Annotated in this window: 19 protein-coding genes; 17 read left to right on the plus strand and 2 right to left on the minus strand. The window is 63.9% G+C overall.

Features of this window, described 5'->3' with window-relative positions; genetic code table 11:
- Window positions 1–7 precede the first annotated feature (7 nt).
- The 6 genes from urtE (at window position 8) to CEY08_RS07535 (ending at window position 6499) form a co-directional block, all read left to right on the plus strand.
- A complete protein-coding gene (gene urtE / locus CEY08_RS07510; protein WP_063639296.1) occupies window positions 8–697 on the plus strand; it encodes an urea ABC transporter ATP-binding subunit UrtE in 690 nt (229 codons plus the stop codon).
- Window positions 698–722: 25 nt separating this feature from the next.
- Entirely contained in the window at window positions 723–1760 is a 1038-nt protein-coding gene (locus tag CEY08_RS07515) for an aliphatic amidase (protein WP_042795576.1), read from the plus strand.
- A 69-nt stretch (window positions 1761–1829) separates the two neighbouring features.
- Entirely contained in the window at window positions 1830–2636 is an 807-nt protein-coding gene (locus tag CEY08_RS07520; RefSeq protein ID WP_042795575.1) for a CbbQ/NirQ/NorQ/GpvN family protein, read from the plus strand.
- A gap of 2 nt (window positions 2637–2638) precedes the next feature.
- Window positions 2639–4618, plus strand: coding sequence for a nitric oxide reductase activation protein NorD (locus CEY08_RS07525; RefSeq protein ID WP_232033781.1), 1980 nt, complete (start codon window positions 2639–2641; stop codon window positions 4616–4618).
- 97 nt (window positions 4619–4715) lie between these two features.
- Entirely contained in the window at window positions 4716–5870 is a 1155-nt protein-coding gene (locus CEY08_RS07530; protein ID WP_042797434.1) for a transporter substrate-binding domain-containing protein, read from the plus strand.
- Window positions 5870–6499 carry an ANTAR domain-containing response regulator gene (locus tag CEY08_RS07535; protein WP_042795573.1) on the plus strand — a complete coding sequence of 210 codons (630 nt, stop codon included), beginning with the start codon at window positions 5870–5872 and terminating at the stop codon, window positions 6497–6499. Before CEY08_RS07530 ends, CEY08_RS07535 begins: the two co-directional genes overlap by 1 nt.
- Window positions 6500–6515: 16 nt before the next feature.
- Here the strand turns inward: CEY08_RS07535 and CEY08_RS07540 are convergent, their stop codons facing one another.
- On the minus strand, window positions 6516–7277 hold the full coding sequence (locus tag CEY08_RS07540; protein ID WP_042795572.1) for a maleate cis-trans isomerase family protein: 762 nt from the start codon (window positions 7275–7277) through the stop codon (window positions 6516–6518).
- Between the two features lie 236 nt (window positions 7278–7513).
- Here CEY08_RS07540 and CEY08_RS07545 point away from each other — a divergent pair, with 236 nt between their 5' ends.
- Complete coding sequence (locus tag CEY08_RS07545; RefSeq protein ID WP_076817129.1) at window positions 7514–8395, plus strand: LysR substrate-binding domain-containing protein; 882 nt, start codon at window positions 7514–7516, stop codon at window positions 8393–8395.
- 150 nt (window positions 8396–8545) lie between these two features.
- Here the strand turns inward: CEY08_RS07545 and CEY08_RS07550 are convergent, their stop codons facing one another.
- A complete protein-coding gene (locus CEY08_RS07550; RefSeq protein ID WP_408609557.1) occupies window positions 8546–10324 on the minus strand; it encodes a M61 family metallopeptidase in 1779 nt (592 codons plus the stop codon).
- Between the two features lie 31 nt (window positions 10325–10355).
- Here CEY08_RS07550 and CEY08_RS07555 point away from each other — a divergent pair, with 31 nt between their 5' ends.
- The 10 genes from CEY08_RS07555 (at window position 10356) to atpD (ending at window position 20329) form a co-directional block, all read left to right on the plus strand.
- The gene (locus tag CEY08_RS07555; protein ID WP_006386761.1) at window positions 10356–11132 is read left to right on the plus strand and encodes an enoyl-CoA hydratase; all 777 of its coding nucleotides are present in this window, start codon (window positions 10356–10358) and stop codon (window positions 11130–11132) included.
- 252 nt (window positions 11133–11384) lie between these two features.
- Entirely contained in the window at window positions 11385–12935 is a 1551-nt protein-coding gene (locus CEY08_RS07560; protein ID WP_063961368.1) for a DUF1254 domain-containing protein, read from the plus strand.
- Between the two features lie 467 nt (window positions 12936–13402).
- On the plus strand, window positions 13403–13819 hold the full coding sequence (locus tag CEY08_RS07565) for an ATP synthase subunit I (RefSeq protein WP_076818091.1): 417 nt from the start codon (window positions 13403–13405) through the stop codon (window positions 13817–13819).
- A gap of 84 nt (window positions 13820–13903) precedes the next feature.
- Window positions 13904–14785, plus strand: a complete 882-nt coding sequence (gene atpB, locus CEY08_RS07570) for a F0F1 ATP synthase subunit A (RefSeq protein WP_042795571.1) — start codon at window positions 13904–13906, stop codon at window positions 14783–14785.
- Window positions 14786–14903: 118 nt separating this feature from the next.
- On the plus strand, window positions 14904–15146 hold the full coding sequence (gene atpE / locus CEY08_RS07575) for a F0F1 ATP synthase subunit C (RefSeq protein WP_003815363.1): 243 nt from the start codon (window positions 14904–14906) through the stop codon (window positions 15144–15146).
- Window positions 15147–15290: 144 nt separating this feature from the next.
- Window positions 15291–15761: a F0F1 ATP synthase subunit B gene (locus tag CEY08_RS07580; protein ID WP_013391129.1), complete on the plus strand. Its 471-nt coding sequence runs from the start codon at window positions 15291–15293 to the stop codon at window positions 15759–15761.
- 12 nt (window positions 15762–15773) lie between these two features.
- The gene (locus CEY08_RS07585) at window positions 15774–16313 is read left to right on the plus strand and encodes a F0F1 ATP synthase subunit delta (protein ID WP_063639303.1); all 540 of its coding nucleotides are present in this window, start codon (window positions 15774–15776) and stop codon (window positions 16311–16313) included.
- Window positions 16314–16341: 28 nt separating this feature from the next.
- A complete protein-coding gene (atpA, locus tag CEY08_RS07590) occupies window positions 16342–17883 on the plus strand; it encodes a F0F1 ATP synthase subunit alpha (RefSeq protein ID WP_042795569.1) in 1542 nt (513 codons plus the stop codon).
- Window positions 17884–17981: 98 nt separating this feature from the next.
- Window positions 17982–18887 (plus strand): F0F1 ATP synthase subunit gamma, encoded by a 906-nt coding sequence (gene atpG, locus CEY08_RS07595; RefSeq protein WP_042795568.1) that lies wholly within the window; start codon window positions 17982–17984, stop codon window positions 18885–18887.
- A gap of 41 nt (window positions 18888–18928) precedes the next feature.
- Window positions 18929–20329 (plus strand): F0F1 ATP synthase subunit beta, encoded by a 1401-nt coding sequence (gene atpD / locus CEY08_RS07600; RefSeq protein ID WP_042795567.1) that lies wholly within the window; start codon window positions 18929–18931, stop codon window positions 20327–20329.
- Window positions 20330–20333: the final 4 nt, after the last annotated feature.

The following is a 20333-nucleotide window of genomic DNA, read 5'->3' on the forward strand; positions in this document are numbered from 1 at the left end:
ATGCGCCATGTTTCAGATCGACAGGCTGAACGTGAGTTACGGGGAGTCCCATGTCGTCCACGACGTGTGCTTCGACGTGGCGCCGCGGGAATCCGTGGCCATCATGGGCCGCAACGGCATGGGCAAGACAACCTTGCTCAAGGCACTGATCGGCATGCTGCGCTCGGGCTCGGGCAGCATACGGCTGGACGGCGTGGAGTTGGCGGGCATGGAGAGCTACCAGCGCGTGCGCAACGGCCTGGCCTTCGTGCCTCAGGGCAGGATGATCTTTCCGTTCCTGACCGTGGAGCAGAACATCCTGGCCGGCGCCGAACGCAGTGGACTGAAAGCCGTGCCGGAGTACCTATACCGTTTTTTCCCTGTGTTGCAGGAGATGCGGCGGCGCAAGGGCGGCAATCTGTCCGGAGGACAACAACAGCAACTGGCGATTGCCAGGGCGCTGATTTCTAACCCGCGCGTCCTGATCCTGGACGAGCCCACCGAGGGCATCCAGCCTTCCATCATCAAGGACATCGCGCGGGTCTTGAACGCGTTGCGCGAGGAGCGCGGCTTCGCCATCGTCGTGTCGGAGCAGATGCTGAGTTTCGCTTTGGATCTGGCCGACCGGTTCCTGGTGATCGACCGGGGCCGAATCGTGCACGAGGCCTGCCGCGAGAGCCTCGACCAGGACAAAGTCAGATCTTTCCTGACGGTATGACCGTCAATCACCGAGGAGCATTGTCATGAGACACGGAGATATCTCCAGCAGCAACGATTGCGTGGGCGTGGCCGTCGTGAACTACAAGATGCCGCGGCTGCATACCCGAGCGGAGGTGATGGAGAACGCCCGCAAGATCGCCGACATGGTCGTGGGCATGAAGCGCGGCCTGCCCGGAATGGACCTGGTCATTTTCCCCGAGTACTCCACCCACGGCATCATGTACGACGCCAAGGAAATGTACGAAACCGCGTCGGCGATTCCGGGCGAAGAGACCGCGGTGTTCGCCGATGCCTGCCGCAAGGCCAACGTGTGGGGCGTGTTCTCGCTGACGGGAGAGCGCCATGAAGAGCATCCGAACAAGGCGCCGTACAACACGCTCATCCTGATGAACAACAAGGGCGAGATCGTGCAGAAGTACCGCAAGATCATGCCGTGGGTGCCGATAGAGGGCTGGTACCCGGGCGACTGCACCTATGTATCGGAAGGTCCCAAAGGCCTGAAGATCAGCCTCATCATCTGCGACGACGGCAATTATCCGGAGATCTGGCGCGATTGCGCCATGCGCGGCGCCGAACTGATCGTGCGCTGCCAGGGCTATATGTACCCCGCCAAGGACCAGCAGGTCATGGTGTCCAAGGCCATGGCGTGGATGAACAACGTCTACGTGGCGGTGGCCAATGCCGCCGGCTTCGACGGCGTCTACTCCTATTTCGGCCATTCCGCCATCATTGGCTTTGACGGCCGCACGCTGGGCGAATGCGGCGAGGAAGACATGGGCGTGCAGTACGCGGAGCTCTCCACCAGCCTGATTCGCGACGCGCGCAAGAACATGCAGTCGCAGAACCATCTGTTCAAGCTGGTGCACCGCGGCTACACCGGCAAGATCAATTCGGGCGAAGAAGCCACAGGCGTCGCGGCCTGCCCATACAACTTCTACGCCAACTGGATCAACGATCCGGAGGGCACGCGCAAGATGGTCGAGTCCTTCACCCGGTCCACGGTGGGCACGCCGGAGTGCCCCATGGACGGCATTCCCAACGAGGCCGCCAAGCATCGCTAGGCGCGCTTGCCCACTATCCCGTCCGTCCGGCCTCCCTCGCTGGACGGGCGCTTGCCAAGGACTTGAACCGTGCCGTCTCCGCTCGATACCTACCGGATTGCGCAAGAACCCTTCTATCGCTCCACGGGGCGGGAAACCGCGCTGTATGAGCATGCATACGCGCATCGGTTGCCCATGATCCTGAAGGGGCCCACCGGCTGCGGCAAGACACGCTTCGTGGAATACATGGCCTGGAAGCTGGGCCGTCCGCTGGTCACGCTGGCATGCAACGAGGATATGACGGCCTCGGATCTGGTCGGCCGCTATCTGCTGGATGCGGACGGTACCGCGTGGCACGACGGCCCGCTGACCTTGGCGGTGCGCCATGGCGGCATCTGCTACCTGGACGAGATTGTTGAAGCTCGCCAGGACACCACGGTGGTCATCCATCCGCTGACCGATGCGCGGCGCATCCTGCCCCTGGACAAGAAGGGCGAGGTGGTGCGGGCCCATCCGGATTTCCAGTTGGTGGTCTCGTACAACCCTGGCTACCAGAGCAGCGCCAAGGATCTCAAGCCTTCCACACGGCAGCGCTTCGTCGCGCTGGATTTCGATTATCCGGAGCCCGCGCGCGAGGCGGAAATCGTGGCGCACGAAGCCGGCATCGATACCGAGCTGGCGGACCGGTTGGTGCGGATCGCGCATAGTTCGCGCGAGCTCAAGCGCCACGGCCTGGACGAAGGAGTATCGACCCGCATGCTGATCTACGCCGGCATCTTGATCCGCGACGGCGTCAGCCCCGCCGAGAGCTGCGACATGACGATGACGCGTGCCCTGACCGATGATCCTGACATGGCGGCGGCGCTGAGCGCGCTGGTCGACGCAAACCTGGAATGAACATGCGAATCGTCCTGTCCCAGGGGGAAGGGGCCGGCGCCGGCGGTCGCCTGACAGGCGCGCTGGACGAAAAGCTGCGTCGCCTGGCTGCGCGCAGCGGCGAGGATCAGGCGGCCGAGGCTCGACGTTGGATTGAAGCGCTGTACAAAGAGGACGCCGAATGCGGCGCGGCGGTGGTTGACCGGCTTGACCAGCTGATGGCCACGCTTACGGCCGGCGGGCTGGGGCGCTGGATGCTGGCAGGCCTGAGACGCTATGAACGTCAGCCTGGCCCCTTGCGCGCCTACTTCGAGTTGCGCGACGCCTACGCCCGCGAGGCCTTGAATGGCGAGGCGGGCGCGCAGGAGCTGGAAGCCGCGCAGGCGAGGCTGTCATGGCTGCTGTGCGGCCTGTCGGGCAGGGCGATGACCGTCGAGGCCTTGAGGCGTCCGGCGCTGGACGGTCCGCCCTCGCGTCCCATTCTTGCGCAGGCCCACCTGTTGGTGCCGGACAGCTATACCGTGCTGGACGGCGCCGACCGCTGGGCGCTGTATCGCGCCGCCGTCGCGCATGCAGCGGCCCATCTGCGTTACTCGCCGGCGGCTCAGCCGGTCCTGAGCCTGAAACCGATGGGCGTGGCGGTGGTATCCGCCATCGAGGATGCGCGGGTGGAGCGGCTGCTGATGGCGGACTATCCCGGCGTGCGCCGCTGGTTCCTGCCTTTCGTGCCGCCTCCGCCCGAGCCGGCCGACCTGGGGTTCGCAGCGCTGGTGCAACGCATGAGCCGGCTGTTGATGGACCCGACGCTGCGCGATGACAACCATTGGGTGAACAAGGCGCGGATGCTGTTCGAGGCGCAGTCAGCCAATCTGCGCGATGTGGCGGCTTTTCGTGGCCTGGCGTCGATACTCGCGAACGATCTGGGCCAGATGCGGGTGCGCTTCAATCCGCAGCAGTACGCCGTGCCGGTTCCCTACCGTGACGACAACGCCTATCTGTGGAATTACGGGGATGCGGCCGAGCCGCCGCCCGCGCTGGCCTTGGGCACGCAAGGGATCGCGCCCCAGCGTGGCGATGCGGCGCCGCAGGACCAGGAGGGCCTTCCGCAAGCCGGCGGAGAAACGGAGTTGGGCCGCTATCGCTATCCCGAATGGGATTACAAGCTGGGTCGCAACCGCCCGGACTGGTGCACCGTGATCGAGAAGCTGCCTGGTTGGAGTGGCGCTTCGCCGCCCACGCCGGCCGGTCGCGCTCACCGCCTGGCCTTGCCGCAGTCGCGCCGGCTGAGCCGCGCGCGCCGCCTGAGGCGGCAGTGGGAAGGGGATGATATCGACCTGAACGCCGCGATAGAGGTCCTTATCGACCGGCGCCTGGATCTGGCCCCGGACGCGCGTTTCTTCATGCGGCCAGGGAGCCAGCCCTGCGCCAGCAGCACCCTGGTGCTGTTGGATCTTTCGGCCTCCGCCAATGACCGGGCGGCGGATGGCGGCGTCACGGTGCTGGACCTGGAGAAGCAGGCGGCGATGTTGCTGGCGCAGGCGACATCCGGAGAAGGCGACCGGATCGCCGTGCATGGATTCTGCTCGGATACGCGGTCGGCCGTGTACTACTACCGTTTGCTGGATGCCGGCGACCTCGCAGCCGCGGCGTTGGGGCGCATTGGCGCGGCCCAGGCCCGCTACTCGACGCGCCTGGGCGCAGCGTTGCGGCATGCCGGCGCGCAGGTGCTGCGCGTTCCGGGAGAGCGGCGCGCCATCATCGTCGTGACCGATGGCGAGCCTTCCGATGTCGATGCGCATGATCCGCGCTATCTGACGGACGACGCGCGCGAGGCGGTGCTGGACCTGCGCCGCCAGGGGGTGAGCGTGTATTGCGTGGCGCTGGACGCGAAAGCCGAGCCCCAGTTACGCGCCATGTTCGGGTTCCGCGGCTACCGCATCGTGACGAATCCGGCGGCGTTGCCGCAGGCTTTGGTTCGTGCGTATGCCAGGACAGCGCAATGACGACCCCAGGAATCCACGTGTTGACGGCGGCTGCGACTGTGCTGAAACTGATGAACTCGAAAAAGGATGGATGGCCGCGGCAGCGGCCGTCTCGATCATGGCAAACAAAGATCCTATCCGCGTAGGCGTGTTGTTTTCCGAAACAGGGGCCACATCGACCATAGGCCGGTCCCAATTGCATGGCACCTTGCTGGCCATCGACGAGATCAATGAGGCGGGCGGGGTCGATGGCCGCGAAATCGTGCCGCTGCGGTACGACCCGAGGTCGGATCCCGCCACCTACAGCGTGCTGGCGGAACGACTGATCACGCAAGACCGCGTGAACGTCATATTCGGCTGTTATATGTCCAGCAGCCGCAAGGCGGTGCTGCCCGTGGTCGAAAAGTGGAACCGCCTGCTGTTCTATCCGACCCTGTACGAAGGGTTCGAGTTCTCGAACAACATCATCTACACCGGCGCCGCGCCGAACCAGAACAGCGTGCAGTTGGCGGAGTTCATGACCGCGAACTTCGGCGCCCGGGTCTATCTGATCGGGTCGGACTACATCTATCCCTACGAGTCCAATCGCATCATGGGCGAGCTGGTGCTGCAACGGCAGGACAGCGCCAAGCTCGGCGAACGCTACGTGCCCTTGACCGCGACGGAACGCGATTACCGGGAGATCCTGGACGACATCCGCAACAAGCGGCCGGACTTCATTTTCTCCACCGTGGTGGGTAACTCCACGGCCTGCCTGTATCGCGCCTACGCGGACGCGGGCTTCGATCCGAAGACGATGCCTATCGCCAGCCTGACGACGTCCGAGGCGGAAATCTCCCAGATGGAACCCGAGGTGGCGGCCGGCCACTTCACCTCCGCGCCTTACTTCCAGTCCATTGATTCCGACATCAATCGGCGTTGCCTGGAACGCTTGCGCCGGCGCTTCGGCCACGACTGCGTGCCCAACCTTTGTTGGGAAGCGGCATATTTCCAGATGCACATCTTCGCCAACGCCTTTCGCGACACCGGCACCGACGAAATCGCGCAGATTCTGCCGCGCGTGCTGCAAAGCGAATTCCAGGCGCCGCAAGGCCGCGTGCGCATCGACCCGACCAATCACCACACCTGCCTGTATCCCCGTGTCGGCCGGGTCAACGCCAAGGGCCAGTTCACCATCGTGCGCGAGGCTACGCGGCCCGTGCATCCCGATCCGTACCTGGTCACCCATTCGCTGGGCGATTGGACGGCCACCTTGAGCTCGCTGGATATCTGATGGGCGATACCGCCAGCCGCCAACGCGCGGAGCGCGCGACGCCTTCCTTGCTCAAGGACCTGCGCACGCTGCGGATCGCCGTCTATCATCCCGACGATGCCGACGGCCGCCAATTGACGCAGCAGTTGCAACGGATAGGCTGCCAGGTCCAGACCTTCTGGCCGCCGGCGCCCACGTTGCCGGTGGGGCTGGATGCCGTGTTCCTGGCAGTGCGTCCTGACGTAATAGACCTGGGGTTCGAATGGGCCAAGAGCGAAGACGCGCCCATGGTCATCGCTATTGTCACCTACGAGAATCCGACCATCGTCGAGGCGGTGCTGCGCATCGGCGCAAAGGCGGTGTTGCCGTCGCCGGTGCGCTCATTCGGCCTCTTGTCTTCGCTGGTGGTGGCGCGCCAGGTATACGACGACATCAAGTCGCATGCCCGGCGCCTGCGTAAGCTCGAGGGCAAGCTCCTGGGCGTGCGCCGCATCGCGGAAGCCAAGAGCATCCTCATGCGCACGCGCAACGTCACCGAGGACCAGGCCTACGACCTGATCCGCGAGCAAGCCATGAATAAGCGCGTCACCACCGAGGAGATCGCGGGCGCCATCGTCAACGCCAACGAGATCCTGTCGCTGGGCAAGTAGGACGCGCCGCGCGGGCTTAGTACTTGCCCGTGAGCAGTTCGCCCGCGTTGGGCACGCGCGCTTCCAGGTCCAGCACCTTCAGCATCCGGTAGACCGTCGCCGCGGCTGCGGTCACCACCGGCAGGCCCAGGCGGTCCTGTACCGGCTGGATCGACGCCAGCGATGGCATTTGCACGCAGGCGGACAGCACCACGGCATCGACGCCGCGCGTGTTCAGGCGCTCTACATGGCTGGCCGGCGCCATCGGATCCTGCGCGCCGACCTTCAGATTGTCGGGAATTTCCAGAGACAGGCTGTCCTGCACTTCGATGCCTTCGTTTTCGATGTAGTCCACCACCAGCTTGGTCAGCGGCTTCATGTAAGGCGTCAGGATGGAGACCTTGCGCGCGCCAATGGCGTGCAGGCCCTCTACGAGCGCTCCGGCGCTGGAGATCACCGGCGCCGGCGCGCCGTTGTCCACGGTGGCCTGGTGCAGGCGCTCTTGCGAAACGCGGTGGTAGCCCAGGCCCTGGCTCATGATCGCCACCAGGCAGGCGTAACCCAGCACGTCCACGCGCGCGTCGGACAACTCCTGCGCGCAACGGTCGGACTCGCGGTCCATCGAAGCCAGTTCCGCAGCCGTCACCTGTTTCATGCGCATGCGGCTGGAGTGAAACGTGAAGCGCTCGGGCGCGATGGTCTCGCGCAGGCGCAACATGGCCGGGATTTCCGTTTCCATGGTGGTGTTGGAACTGGGCACGATCTGGCCGATGCGCAGGGCGCGGGGAGATGTGGTCATGGCGATGCTCCTCGGAAGGCGTAAGAGGGCCGGCTCGCCGCGGTGCGCGGGCAGCCAGCTGCGAAATGCGGGTATCAGCCGGGGCCAGTGCCTGCGACGGCACGCGCTTGTCTTGTTGCAGGGTCCCCGGATGTTGTCGTGTGCGCTATTGGCAAGACTTATTCTGGTCGCCGGGAACGATATTTTCCAATATAGTTTTTATCTGGTTTGATATCTTTTCCAAATAACTGGCCGCCATGGAAATCCGCCAACTCCGTTATTTCGCCGTGCTGGCCGAAGAGCTGAACTTCACCCGGGCCGCGGCGCGCCTGCATATTTCGCAACCGCCGCTCAGCCTGCAGATCGCGCAACTGGAGCGCGAACTCGAGGTCAAGCTGTTCGACCGCAACAACCGTCGCGTAACCCTGACCGAGGCCGGCGAAGCCTTCCTGAACGACGTGCGCGCGCTGCTCACCAGCCTGAAAGACGCTACCGTGCGTGCCCGCGCCGTGGACCAGGGCCTGGCCGGCCGCATCGAGGTCGGCCTGTCCGGTTCGCACTTCATGGGCCCCGTGCCGGCGCTGATCGCCCGCTACAAAGCCTCCCATCCCCAGGTCTCGGTCCTGCTCAACGAAATGAACCCCGCCGCGCAACTGGACGCGCTGCGTGGGCACCGCATCGACGTCAGCATCTCCCGCACCGCCGTCGACGACGAGGAACTGCAGTCCATCCCCCTATGGCCCGATCCCGTCGTGGCCGTGCTCCCCAAGGGCCATACTCTGGCGACACGCAAGCGGCTGGAACTGAGCGACCTTGCGGGCGACGCTTTCGTCATGCTGCGCCAGGACACCTCCGCGTTTGCCCGAGCTCTGGCCCAGACCTGCGCCCGCGCTGGCGTGACCCTGTCAGTCGCGCAAACGGTCGCCGAAGTCCCGGCGCAACTGGCCTTGGTTGCCGCAGGCTTGGGGGTGGCCCTGGTCCCGCGCTCCACGTGCCGCCACACTACCGACCGCATTGCCGTCTGCACGCTGCCCGCCGACATCGCCCGCGCCATGGTCTACGCCGTGACCCGTCGGCAAGGACGTAGACGAGCGCTGGATACATTCCTGCAAACCGCCGCGCAAATGAAGGAGGCATGATGGCAACCGCGCAGCGTCCTCCGAAACTGCAAGACATTGCGTAAGCCCCCAAAGGCCGCCCGCGCGGCCGGCCGGGGGCGGGCCGCCGTGCCGGACGGACCAAGAAAAAAGGGCCGCCCAAAGACGGACCCTCCCAAAAAACCCGCAATCTCAACTCGTCAACACACAATCCAACGCCTCCGGCGCACCCAACCGCACCCGGAACTCTCGCAACTCATCCCGCCGGAACACATGCACGGTCACGCGATCCCCCGCCCGGTACTGCGCCAACAGCAGTTCCAGCCCGGCCGGCGCATCCACCCGCAAGCCATCCACCGCCACCAGCACATCCCCGGCCGACAATCCACCCTTGTGCCCCGCACCGCCTTCCAGCACCGTGGCCAGCACCAGCGATTCTCCCTGCTTGCGCGTACGCACATCCAGTGAAGGAATATTGGCCGTGGGCTTCCATTGCAGCTTGATGCCCTGGGGCTCCAGCAGTTCCGCCAAAGGCACATCCGCGGTCCCGTAGGCGTGGCGCGCGATAAAGCGGCGCGTGTCCACGCCCGTGGCTTCCAGAATCAGCGCCGGCAGTCCATCCTCCGGCAACCCTTGCGGCTTGCCCTGGTAGAAGTCACGCCCATAGCGGCTCCACAGCAGACGCATCACGTCGTCCAGCGAGCGCGCGCCGTCCGTTTCCCGGCGGATCAGCAGATCCAGTCCCAACGCCACCAGCGCGCCCTTGGTGTAATAGCTGACCAGGGAGTTCGGCGAGTTTTCGTCCTGCTTGTAATAGCGAGTCCAGGCGTCGAAGGAACTCTCCGCCACCGATTGTTTCTTGCGGCCCGGCGTGCGCGCGACGCTGGTGATGGTCTTGGCGAGCAGGCGCAGGTAGTCGGGTTGCGTGATCGCGCCCGAACGCAGCAGCAGCAGATCGTCGTAATAAGACGTGAATCCTTCGAACACCCACAGCAGCCGCGTCAGGTCGGGTTGCGAAAGATCGTAGGGAACAAAGGCTTCGGGCTTGATCCGCTTGACGTTCCACGTATGGAAATACTCGTGGCTCACCAGGCCCAGAAAGCCGCGGTAGCCTTCGCCCTGACCCTGTTGGCCGATCACGGGCAGGTCCTTGCGGGCGGTCATCAGCGCCGTGCTGGCACGATGCTCCAGTCCGCCATAGCCGTCGCCCGTGACCATGGTCATGAATACGTAGCGGTCTGAACTGTCCAGGAAGGGGGCGCGCTTGCTGCGCGGCTCGAAGAATGCGATCTGGGTTTCGCAGATCTTGCGCACGTCTTCGGTGATGCGGGCCAGGTCCAGATTGGGCGCGACCCCGGTGAACACCAGTTCGTGCTCGGCGCCGTGCGCCACAAAGCGCGACACCTGGGGCGTGCCCATTTCCACCGGATGGTCGATCAGCGCGTCGTAGTCCGGTGCCAGATAAAGCCCGAAGCCGTGACGGCGGGCGGCGCCCTTGTGGCCGCGGGCTTCCGGCAGGCTGGTATAGACCTTCCAGTCTGGAGTCGAGCGTGGCGGTGCCAGGTCTATCAGGCAGGGCAGATGGTCCTGGCCGTGTACGCGCAGGAACACGCTGGTGCCGTTGAAGAAGCCGTGGGTTTCATCCAGATGCGCGCCGCGCACCGACAGGTCCCAGGCGTAAACCTCATACTCCACGCGCAGCGGACCCTCGCAGGGCGCGGCTTGCCAGGTGTGGTTGTCGATCTTGTCGACAGGCACGCGTCGCGTGCCCGAATGGGCCGTCAGCGATTCAATCTGGCGGGAGAAATCCCGGATCAGGTAGCTGCCCGGAATCCAGGCCGGCAGCGACAGGCGCTGACCGTCGGGGGAGGGGGCTGCGATGCTTAGGGTTATCCGGTAGCGGTGTCCGGCCGGATCGTGGGGCGCAAGGCGGTAAAGTAGCGGCAGAGCGTTGTCTTTTTCCATGGCCATATCTTACTTTCATACTTCTTCGGAGACATCAATGAGCGAGTCGTTTGTGCTGGTCGAAACCCGGGGCCGCGTCGGCCTGCTGACGCTGAACCGCCCCAAGGCCCTGAACGCCTTGAACGATCAACTGATGAATGAGCTCGGCGCGGCGCTGCTGGCGTTTGAAGCCGACGCCGATATCGGCGCCGTCGTCATCACCGGCAGCGAAAAGGCCTTCGCCGCCGGCGCCGACATCGGCGCCATGAAAGACTGGTCCTACATGGATGTGTATGGCAGCGAATACATCACGCGCAACTGGGAAACGCTCAAGCGCATCAGGAAGCCCGTGATCGCCGCCGTGGCCGGGTACGCCCTGGGTGGCGGCTGCGAACTGGCCATGATGTGCGACATCATCATCGCCGCCGATACCGCCAAGTTCGGCCAGCCCGAAATCAAGCTGGGCGTGATCCCGGGCGCCGGCGGCACCCAGCGCCTGCCGCGCGCGGTGGGCAAGGCCAAGGCCATGGATCTGGCGTTGACCGCTCGCATGATGGGCGCCGAGGAAGCGGAACGCGCGGGCCTCGTGTCGCGCGTGGTCGCGGCCGACAAACTCATGGAAGAGGCCATGGACGCGGCCACCGTCATCGCCTCGATGTCGCTGCCGTCGGTCATGATGGCCAAGGAATGCGTCAACCGCGCATTCGAGGGTTCGCTGAACGAGGGCCTGCTGTTCGAGCGCCGCGTGTTCCATTCGCTGTTCGCCACGGAAGACCAGAAGGAAGGGATGGCCGCTTTCACCGAAAAGCGCAAACCGGACTTCAAACACCGTTAATCCTTGTTACGCCCGGGTCCGCTGCCCGGGCGACTCTGGATTTGCCCCGCGCGCCCTGCCAGGGCGCGTTTTCTTTTGCGCGACCCCTCGCCCGGGCGTTGCGCCTTGAAACGGTTCGGCAGCACCTTGTTGCAGTGTTCGGTCCTATCCTGAAAAAGCGTCACCTCGAGGTGCCGCGCCAGAGAGGCTTGCCCGAACTGGCAAGTCCGGCGCGGCGGCTCGCTTGCAGACAAAATCAATAAGGAGCCTTGCATGCGTACATCTATCGCTACCCGCCGGTGGTCCGCCGCGGTCCTTGCCGGTGCGCTGAGCGCCTGCTTCCTGAGCGCCGCCCAGGCGCAATCGCCGCGTCCGTCCCTGCGCCTGGTGTCCGAGACGCCGTACCCGGCGGCCTCCGCGCCCGCGCCGCAGATGAGCGAGCAAGAGCTGCGCGACATCGCCATCGACGCCTATGTCTACGCCTATCCGATGGTCCTGATGGAATTGGCCCGCCGCAAGGCGACGGCCGTGCAGACGCCGCTGGATGGCAAGGCGCCGGTCAATCAGTTCGGCCACAAGGCCGCCTTCCCCGATCCGCGCGCGGGCGACACGCCCTGGCCCAGCGCCGACGCGTTGTATTCCAGTCTGTGGTTTGACGTGTCGCGCGCGCCGCTGATCGTGAACCTGCCCGCGACCGGCGACCGCTATATAGTGTTGTCGGCGCTGGACATGTGGAGCGACGTGTTCGCCTCGCGCGGCACGCGGACCAATGGCAATGGCGCCCAGTCGTTCGTGATCGTCGGTCCGGGCTGGCAGGGCAGCGTGCCGCCCGGCATGGACGTGATCCATAGCCCCACCGCCACCGGCTGGCTGATCGGCTGGACCCAGGCGGGCGGTCCGCAGGACTATGCGGCCGTGAACCAGATCCAGGCCGGCATGACCGCCAGCCCGCTGGCTGCAACCGTCACGACCCGGCCCGCCGGCATGCGCAATTCCCGTAGCGCCTATCCGCAGACCGGGCCTGGCGTCGGCTCGGCGCCGATCGGCAGCGACCTGCCGCCGCCCATGCCCGTGACCGTGCCCGACGGCACGCCGGCCGAACAGGCCGCCGGCATGGACGCAGCCTCGTTCTTCACGCTGTTCTTCGACGTGCTGCGCAACAACCCGCCGCACGCCAATGACACGCCGATCCTGGACCGCATGCGTCGCATCGGCCTGGATGGCCGGCAGCCTTTTTCCTACGGCCGCCTGAGCCCGGCAGTGCAGCAGGCCCTGACGCAGGCGCAGCCGCTGGCGGGCCGGCGCATCGCCGACGGAGTGTCGCGCCTGGGCACGCCCATGAACGGCTGGAGCACGGTCCTGTCGGGGATCGGCACCTATGGCACGGACTACACGCGCCGCGCCGCCATTGCCTACGCAGGCCTGGGCGCGCCCACGCCCGAGGATGTGCTGTATCCGGTGACCGTGTCGGATTCCAAGGGCCGCGCGCTGAACTCCAATGAGGACTACGTGCTGCATTTCGACAAGGGGCAACTGCCGCCGGCCAATGCTTTCTGGTCGCTGCACGTCTACGACGAAAAGCACGGCTTCGCCGACAATCCGGCCAACCGCTATGTGCTGCGCAGCACCGACGGCCTGAAGTACAACGCCGACGGTTCGCTGGATATCTACATCCAGCGCCGCGATCCCGGCGAGCGCAAACGCTCGAACTGGATCGCCTCGCCTGCCGCCGATGCACCATTCCTGCTCAGCATGCGTCTGTATTCGCCCCAGGACACGGCGCTGGACGGCCAGTGGGCGCCGCCGCCGGTCAAGGAAGATTGATCCCGTTTTGATGGTAAAAAGCGCGGCCTCCATTGCGGAGGCCGCGTTGCATCGCGCAGGGTGTGCGCAGCAGGCCGCGCAAGCTGATTCGCGTCCCTAATTTCGTTCCAACCAAGCGTTGTTTGCACCTTACAAACGGCCGAAAGTTCATTTGCTAGGGTAAAAAGAATCACGCTATACTCTGCGGGTTTGACGCTTGCGGGATAAGAACACGTAGCGGCTGACAAGTAGCGGGTGGCGCATTGAAAATGCTTTTGGAATCAATGCGAAAGCCAGTGCAAGAGCACGGCACGCCGGCTATGGGAGGCAGCTACGGGCAGCAGCTACAGGCAGCAAGGCAGCGCCGGTTCTGATAGGGGCAAGAAGCAAAGCGAGGAAGTTTGATGCAACAGAACTCCATGCAGCAGGAAGTGCGGCAGGGTCCGGTTGAAGGTCACGGTCATAGGCAAGCAGTGTTTGACCACGACATGACGGATAAAGTTCTGGTTCTCAGTGACGCGGATCGCGTGGCGCTGGATGCTCAAGCAAGCCGCGGGCTCCTGTTGGCATTGGCAGCGCAAGGTGCCATGGGGCTCGCAGCAGCAGTGATTGCGGGGGTTGTCGGAGGGGCGGCGGCGGGTTGGTCGGCGCTGGCGGGGGCGGGAGCGTATTTCATTCCCAATGCGTTGTTCGCATTGCGCCTTGCTGTCAGCGTACGGACCGGTAAAGCCAGTCCCTTTACCTTTCTCTCTGGTGAGTTGATCAAGTTGTTCGCAACGGCATTGCTGTTGTGGCTGCTTTCGCGTGTGGCGCAGGATAGCCTCGTATGGCCTGCCGTGCTGCTCGGTCTGATACTCACCTTGAAGGGATATCTCCTGCTCATGATGTTCCGCAAGTTGTCATAGCGCCGAGCAGGTTTGCGGCAAACGAAATCGTGGAATCGTCCGGTTCGCAAGGGCCGGGCATACAGCAAATAGGGTAGGATTCAAATGGCTGCTGCCAGCGACGTGTCGCCTCAGTCCGCGTATATTCAGCACCACCTGGTGCATCTGAACAATACGGGTGAGAAACAGAGCGCTATCGCTCAGTTCGACATCATCAACTACGACTCGTTGTTCTGGTCGGGCCTGATGGGTCTGATCGTCATTTTCTTCCTGTGGCGCGCCGCGCGCCGCGCCACCAGTGGCGTTCCGGGCCGTTTCCAGGCCTTCGTGGAAATGATCGTCGACATGGTCGACGACCAGGCCAAGGGCATCGTCCACAATGCCAAGAGCCGCCTCTTCATCGCCCCGCTGGCCCTGACCGTGTTCCTCTGGATCATCCTGATGAACGCGCTGGACCTGCTGCCTGTCGACCTGCTGCCCTCCATCTGGCGCCTCACCGGCCTGGGCGCTGAGCACGGCGACCCGCTCTACTACCACCGCATTCTGCCGACCGCCGACCTGAACGTGCCGATGGGCATGTCGCTGGGCGTGCTGCTGCTGATGTTCTATTACGGCATCAAGATCAAGCACCCGGGCGGCTTCGTCAAGGAACTGTTCACCGCGCCGTTCCACGCGCACGGTATCGGCGCCATCGTGCTGGCCCCGTTCAACCTGCTGCTGAACCTGATCGAATACGCCGCCAAGTCCGTGTCGCTGGGCATGCGGTTGTTCGGCAACATGTTCGCCGGCGAACTGATTTTCATGCTGATCGCCCTGCTGGGCGGCGCCTGGACCGGCTTTAACGCCTCCAGCATCGGCTTGGGCGTCGGCCACATCCTGGCCGGCTCCATCTGGGCGATCTTCCACATCCTGATCGTCCTGCTGCAGGCCTTCATCTTCATGATGCTGACGCTGGTTTACCTCGGCCAGGCTCACGAAGGCCACTGATCCCCCGAATTTCCCGCGCTGGCCATCCGGCCAGCACGGGATAGCAAGATTATCTTGCATTGAGCAGTACCCCTTATTTTTCAATTTTTGACTTCAGATTTCTAACCAAGGAGTTGTCATGACCAACGTCGCTTTCGTTGCCCTCGCTTGCGGTCTTATCATCGGTCTGGGCGCTATCGGCGCTTGCATCGGCATCGCACTGATGGGCGGCAAGTATCTGGAAGCCTCGGCTCGTCAGCCTGAACTGATGAACGCTCTGCAAACGAAGATGTTCCTGCTGGCTGGCCTGATCGACGCGGCATTCCTGATCGGCGTGGGTATCGCCATGCTGTTCGCCTTCGCCAACCCGTTCGTCGGCTAAGGCACCGCCCGCCGGCGAAAAGGCGGGTCATGACGCTGGCGGCGATGCGGGTGCAAGCTCCGTCGCCGCCAAGCAAAGTATCGAGTGCTCCGTGACGCCCCTTTCCGGGTGCGGTCGGAGCCGCAAGGTGTTAAAGGAACGACCGTGAATCTGAACGCGACGATCATTTTCCAGATGCTCGTGTTCTTCGTTCTGGGCTGGTTCACGATGAAATTCGTGTGGCCTCCCCTGACGAAGGCGATGGACGAGCGCCGCCAGAAAATCGCCGACGGCCTGGCCGCCGCCGAGAAGGGTAAAGCCGATCTGGCTCAAGCCCAGGCGCGCGTTAGTCTGATCGAGGCTTCTGCCAAGTCCGAAAACCACGCCCGCATCATCGAGGCCGAGAAGCAAGCCGCCTCCCTGATCGAGCAGGCCCGCCGTGAAGCGGAAGCCGAGCGCGCCCGTATCGTGGCTCAGGCTGCCCAGGATGCCGCGCAGGAAGTCCAGCGCGCCCGCGACCTGCTGCGCGACGACGTCGCTGCGCTGGCCGTCAAGGGTGCTGAACAGATCCTCAAGCGCGAGGTTGACGCCCGCGCACACGCCGAGCTGCTGAACCAGCTCCGCGCGCAGCTTTAATCCGGGACCGTCATGGCTGAACTTTCCACTGTTGCCCGGCCCTACGCTGAAGCGCTCTTCAGCGCGGCATGCGACGACAAGGCCGGCTTGCCGGCCTGGTCCGACCTGGTCAGCGAACTGTCGCAGGTCGCCTCCAACCCCGATGTGCGCGAGGCCATGGCCGACCCGCGTCTGGGCGACAAGCAGCGCGTCGAGCTGTTCTCCGGCCTGGTAAAGGCCGAACTGCCTCAAGCCGCCCGCAATTTCATCGAGCTGCTGGTCGAAAACGACCGGCTGCTGCTGCTGCCCGACATCGCCACGCAATTCGCGGCGCTGCGGAATCGTCACGACGGCACGGCGCAGGCGGAAATCACCAGCGCGTTCGAGTTGAGCGATGCCCAGGTCAAAGAGCTGGTTACCGCGCTCGAACAAAAATTCGGCCTCAAGCTCAAGCCCAGCGTCACCGTTGATCCGTCGCTGATCGGCGGCGTGCGCGTGGCCGTCGGTGACCAGGTGCTCGATACTTCCGTACAAGCCCAATTGGCCCGCATGCGCGATCAGCTCGCCGCTTAAGGCAACTAACAGGATTCCAGGAGTCAATATGCAACTCAATCCCTCCGAGATCAGCGAACTGCTCAAGAGCCGCATCGAGGGCCTGGGCGCTTCGGCTGATGTCCGTACTCAGGGCACCGTCGTGTCCGTGACCGACGGTATTACCCGCATCCACGGCTTGTCCGACGTGATGCAGGGCGAAATGCTCGAATTCCCCAACAACGTTTTCGGTCTGGCGCTCAACCTCGAGCGTGATTCCGTCGGCGCCGTTATTCTCGGCGACTACACGGGCGTTTCCGAAGGCGACCAGGTCAAGACGACCGGCCGCATTCTGGAAGTCCCGGTCGGTCCGGAACTGAAGGGCCGCGTGGTCAACACGCTGGGCGAGCCGATCGACGGCAAGGGCCCGGTCAATGCCAAGGCTACCGACATCATCGAAAAAGTGGCGCCTGGCGTTATCGCCCGCCGCTCGGTGTCGCAGCCGCTGCAAACCGGCATCAAGGCTATCGACTCGATGGTTCCCATCGGCCGTGGCCAGCGCGAACTGATCATTGGCGACCGCCAGACCGGCAAGACCGCCGTCGCTGTCGACACCATCATCAGCCAGAAGGGCAAGGGCGTCACCTGCGTGTACGTCGCTATCGGCCAGAAGGCTTCCACGATCAACAACGTGGTCCGCAAGCTGGAAGAGCACGGCGCGATGGAATACACCATCGTCGTGGCCGCTTCGGCCTCCGACTCGGCCGCCATGCAGTACCTGGCCGCCTACGCCGGCTGCACGATGGGCGAATACTTCCGCGATCGTGGCGAAGACGCCCTGATCGTCTATGACGACCTGACCAAGCAAGCCTGGGCCTACCGCCAGGTCTCGCTGCTGCTGCGCCGTCCGCCGGGCCGCGAAGCCTACCCGGGCGACGTGTTCTACCTGCACTCGCGCCTGCTGGAACGCGCTGCCCGCGTGAACGAAGAGTACGTCGAGAAGTTCACCGAAGGCGCCGTCAAGGGCAAGACCGGCTCGCTGACCGCGCTGCCGATCATCGAAACCCAGGCTGGCGACGTTTCGGCCTTCGTTCCGACCAACGTGATCTCGATCACCGACGGCCAGATCTTCCTGGAAACCGACCTGTTCAACGCCGGTGTCCGTCCCGCTATCAACGCCGGTATCTCGGTGTCGCGTGTGGGTGGCGCTGCTCAGACCAAGGTCGTCAAGAAGCTGTCCGGCGGTATCCGTACCGACTTGGCGCAGTATCGTGAACTGGCCGCCTTCGCGCAGTTTGCTTCCGACCTGGACGACGCGACCCGTCGCCAGCTGGAACGCGGCAAGCGCGTGGTGGAACTGCTCAAGCAGCCCCAGTACCAGCCGCTGCAAGTGTGGGAACTGGCCGTCACGCTGTACACGGTCAACAACGGCTACCTGGATGAAGTGGACGTGGCCCAAGTGCTGTCGTTCGAGAAGTCGCTGAAGGATCAACTGAAGGCCAAGCATGCGGCCCTGATCCAGCGCATCGAAGACACCAAGGAACTGTCCAAGGATGACGAAGCCGAATTGGCCGCCGCCATCCAGGAATTCAAGAAGCACGGTGCTTTTTAAGAAAGTGATGGGTTAGGCGTCCGCGACGCCTCACCCATCCTTCCCGGATGGATGAGGCGCCAGCGGAACCCATCGGCCAGTCTTCACAGGAAAGCGCAATGCCCGGAATTAAGGAAATCCGAACCAAGATCAAGAGCGTGCAAAACACGCGCAAGATCACCAAGGCGATGGAAATGGTCGCCGCATCCAAGATGCGCAAGGCGCAGGAACGGATGCGTGCTGGCCGTCCGTACGCCACCAAGGTGCGCGAGATTGCTGCGCACCTGATGCAGGCCAACCCCGAATACAGCCACCCGTACCTGGTCGAGCGCGACGTCAAGGCGGTCGGCGTGATCATGGTCACGACCGACAAGGGCCTGTGCGGCGGCTTGAACACCAACATCACCCGCGTGACGTTGGCCAAGCTGAAAGAGTTCGAGAAGAACGGCATCGCCGTGCAAGCGACCGCCTTCGGCAACAAGGGCGTGGGCGTGCTGACCCGCATCGGCGCCAAACTGGTTTCCCAGGAAGTGCAACTGGGCGACAAGCCGCAACTCGACCGCCTGCTGGGCGCGATCAAGGTGCAGCTGGACGCCTACCTGGAAGGCCGCATCGACGCGCTGTACGTCGCTTCGACCCGCTTCGTCAACACGATGAAGCAGGAGCCGATGTTCTTGCGCCTGCTGCCGTTGGCCAGCGGTTTGGATGATCCGTACCAGACGGGTGCTGAGAACCTGGCCAAGACCTCGGAAGTGAAGTCGGAATACAGCTGGGATTACATCTACGAACCCGACGCCCGTAGCGTGATCGACGACCTGCTGCAGCGTTACGTTGAAGGCCTGCTGTACCAAGCCGTGGCCGAGAACATGGCTTCGGAGCAGTCGGCCCGGATGGTCGCCATGAAGGCGGCGTCGGACAACGCCAAGAAGGTCATCGGCGATCTGCAACTGGTCTACAACAAGACCCGTCAGGCCGCGATCACCAAAGAAATTTCGGAAATCGTAGGGGGCGCCGCCGCCGTTTGAGGCGCGGCATCCCGTCAAAAGCTATCAAGCAAGGAATCGACATGAGCAACGGAACCATCGTTCAGTGCATCGGCGCCGTGGTGGATATTCAGTTCCCCCGCGATCAAATGCCCAAGATCTACGAAGCGCTTACTCTGGCCGACGAGGGTTCCTCGTTCGCCGAAAAGGGTCTGACGCTGGAAGTGCAGCAGCAGCTGGGCGACGGCGTGGTGCGTACCATTGCGCTGGGCTCCAGCGACGGTCTGCGTCGCGGCATGAAAGTCACCGGCACGGGCGCCCCGATCTCGGTGCCCGTCGGCACCGGCACGCTCGGCCGCATCATGGACGTGCTGGGCCGTCCCATCGACGAAGCTGGCCCGATCCAGCACGACGAAAAGCGTGGCATTCACCAGCCGGCTCCCCGTTTCGACGAACTGTCGCCGTCGGTGGAACTGCTGGAAACCGGCATCAAGGTTATTGACCTGGTCTGCCCGTTCGCCAAGGGCGGTAAGGTCGGCCTGTTCGGCGGCGCCGGCGTGGGCAAGACCGTCAACATGATGGAACTGATCAACAACATCGCCAAGCAGCACAGCGGCTTGTCGGTGTTCGCCGGCGTGGGTGAGCGTACCCGTGAAGGCAACGACTTCTACCACGAAATGGAAGAGTCGAACGTTCTGGACAAGGTTGCGATGGTGTTCGGTCAGATGAACGAACCCCCGGGCAACCGTCTGCGCGTGGCGCTGACCGGCCTGACCATGGCCGAGAAGTTCCGCGACGAAGGCCGCGACATCCTGTTCTTCGTGGACAACATCTACCGCTACACCCTGGCCGGTACCGAAGTGTCCGCACTGCTGGGCCGTATGCCGTCGGCGGTGGGTTACCAACCCACGCTGGCCGAAGAAATGGGTAAGCTGCAAGAGCGCATCACGTCGACCAAGACCGGCTCGATCACCTCGATCCAGGCCGTGTACGTCCCTGCGGACGACTTGACCGACCCGTCGCCTGCCACGACCTTCCAGCACTTGGACTCGACCGTCGTGCTGTCGCGTGACATCGCCGCCCTGGGTATCTACCCGGCCGTGGATCCGCTGGATTCGTCCAGCCGCCAGCTCGACCCGCAAGTCGTGGGCGAAGAGCACTACGCCGTTGCCCGTGGCGTGCAGCAAACGCTGCAGCGCTACAAGGAACTGCGCGACATCATCGCGATTCTGGGCATGGACGAACTGTCGCCGGAAGACAAGCAGGCCGTGGCCCGCGCCCGTAAGATCCAGCGCTTCCTGTCGCAGCCGTTCCACGTTGCGGAAGTGTTCACCGGCTCGCCCGGCAAGTACGTCCCGCTGGCCGAAACCATCCGTGGTTTCAAGATGATCGTGAACGGCGAGTGCGATGCGCTGCCGGAACAGGCCTTCTACATGGTCGGCTCGATCGACGAGGCCTTCGAGAAGGCCAAGAAACTGCAATAAGGAA

The sequence above is a fragment of the Achromobacter insolitus genome (assembly GCF_002209555.1).
GTDB classification, from domain to species: domain Bacteria; phylum Pseudomonadota; class Gammaproteobacteria; order Burkholderiales; family Burkholderiaceae_B; genus Achromobacter; species Achromobacter insolitus.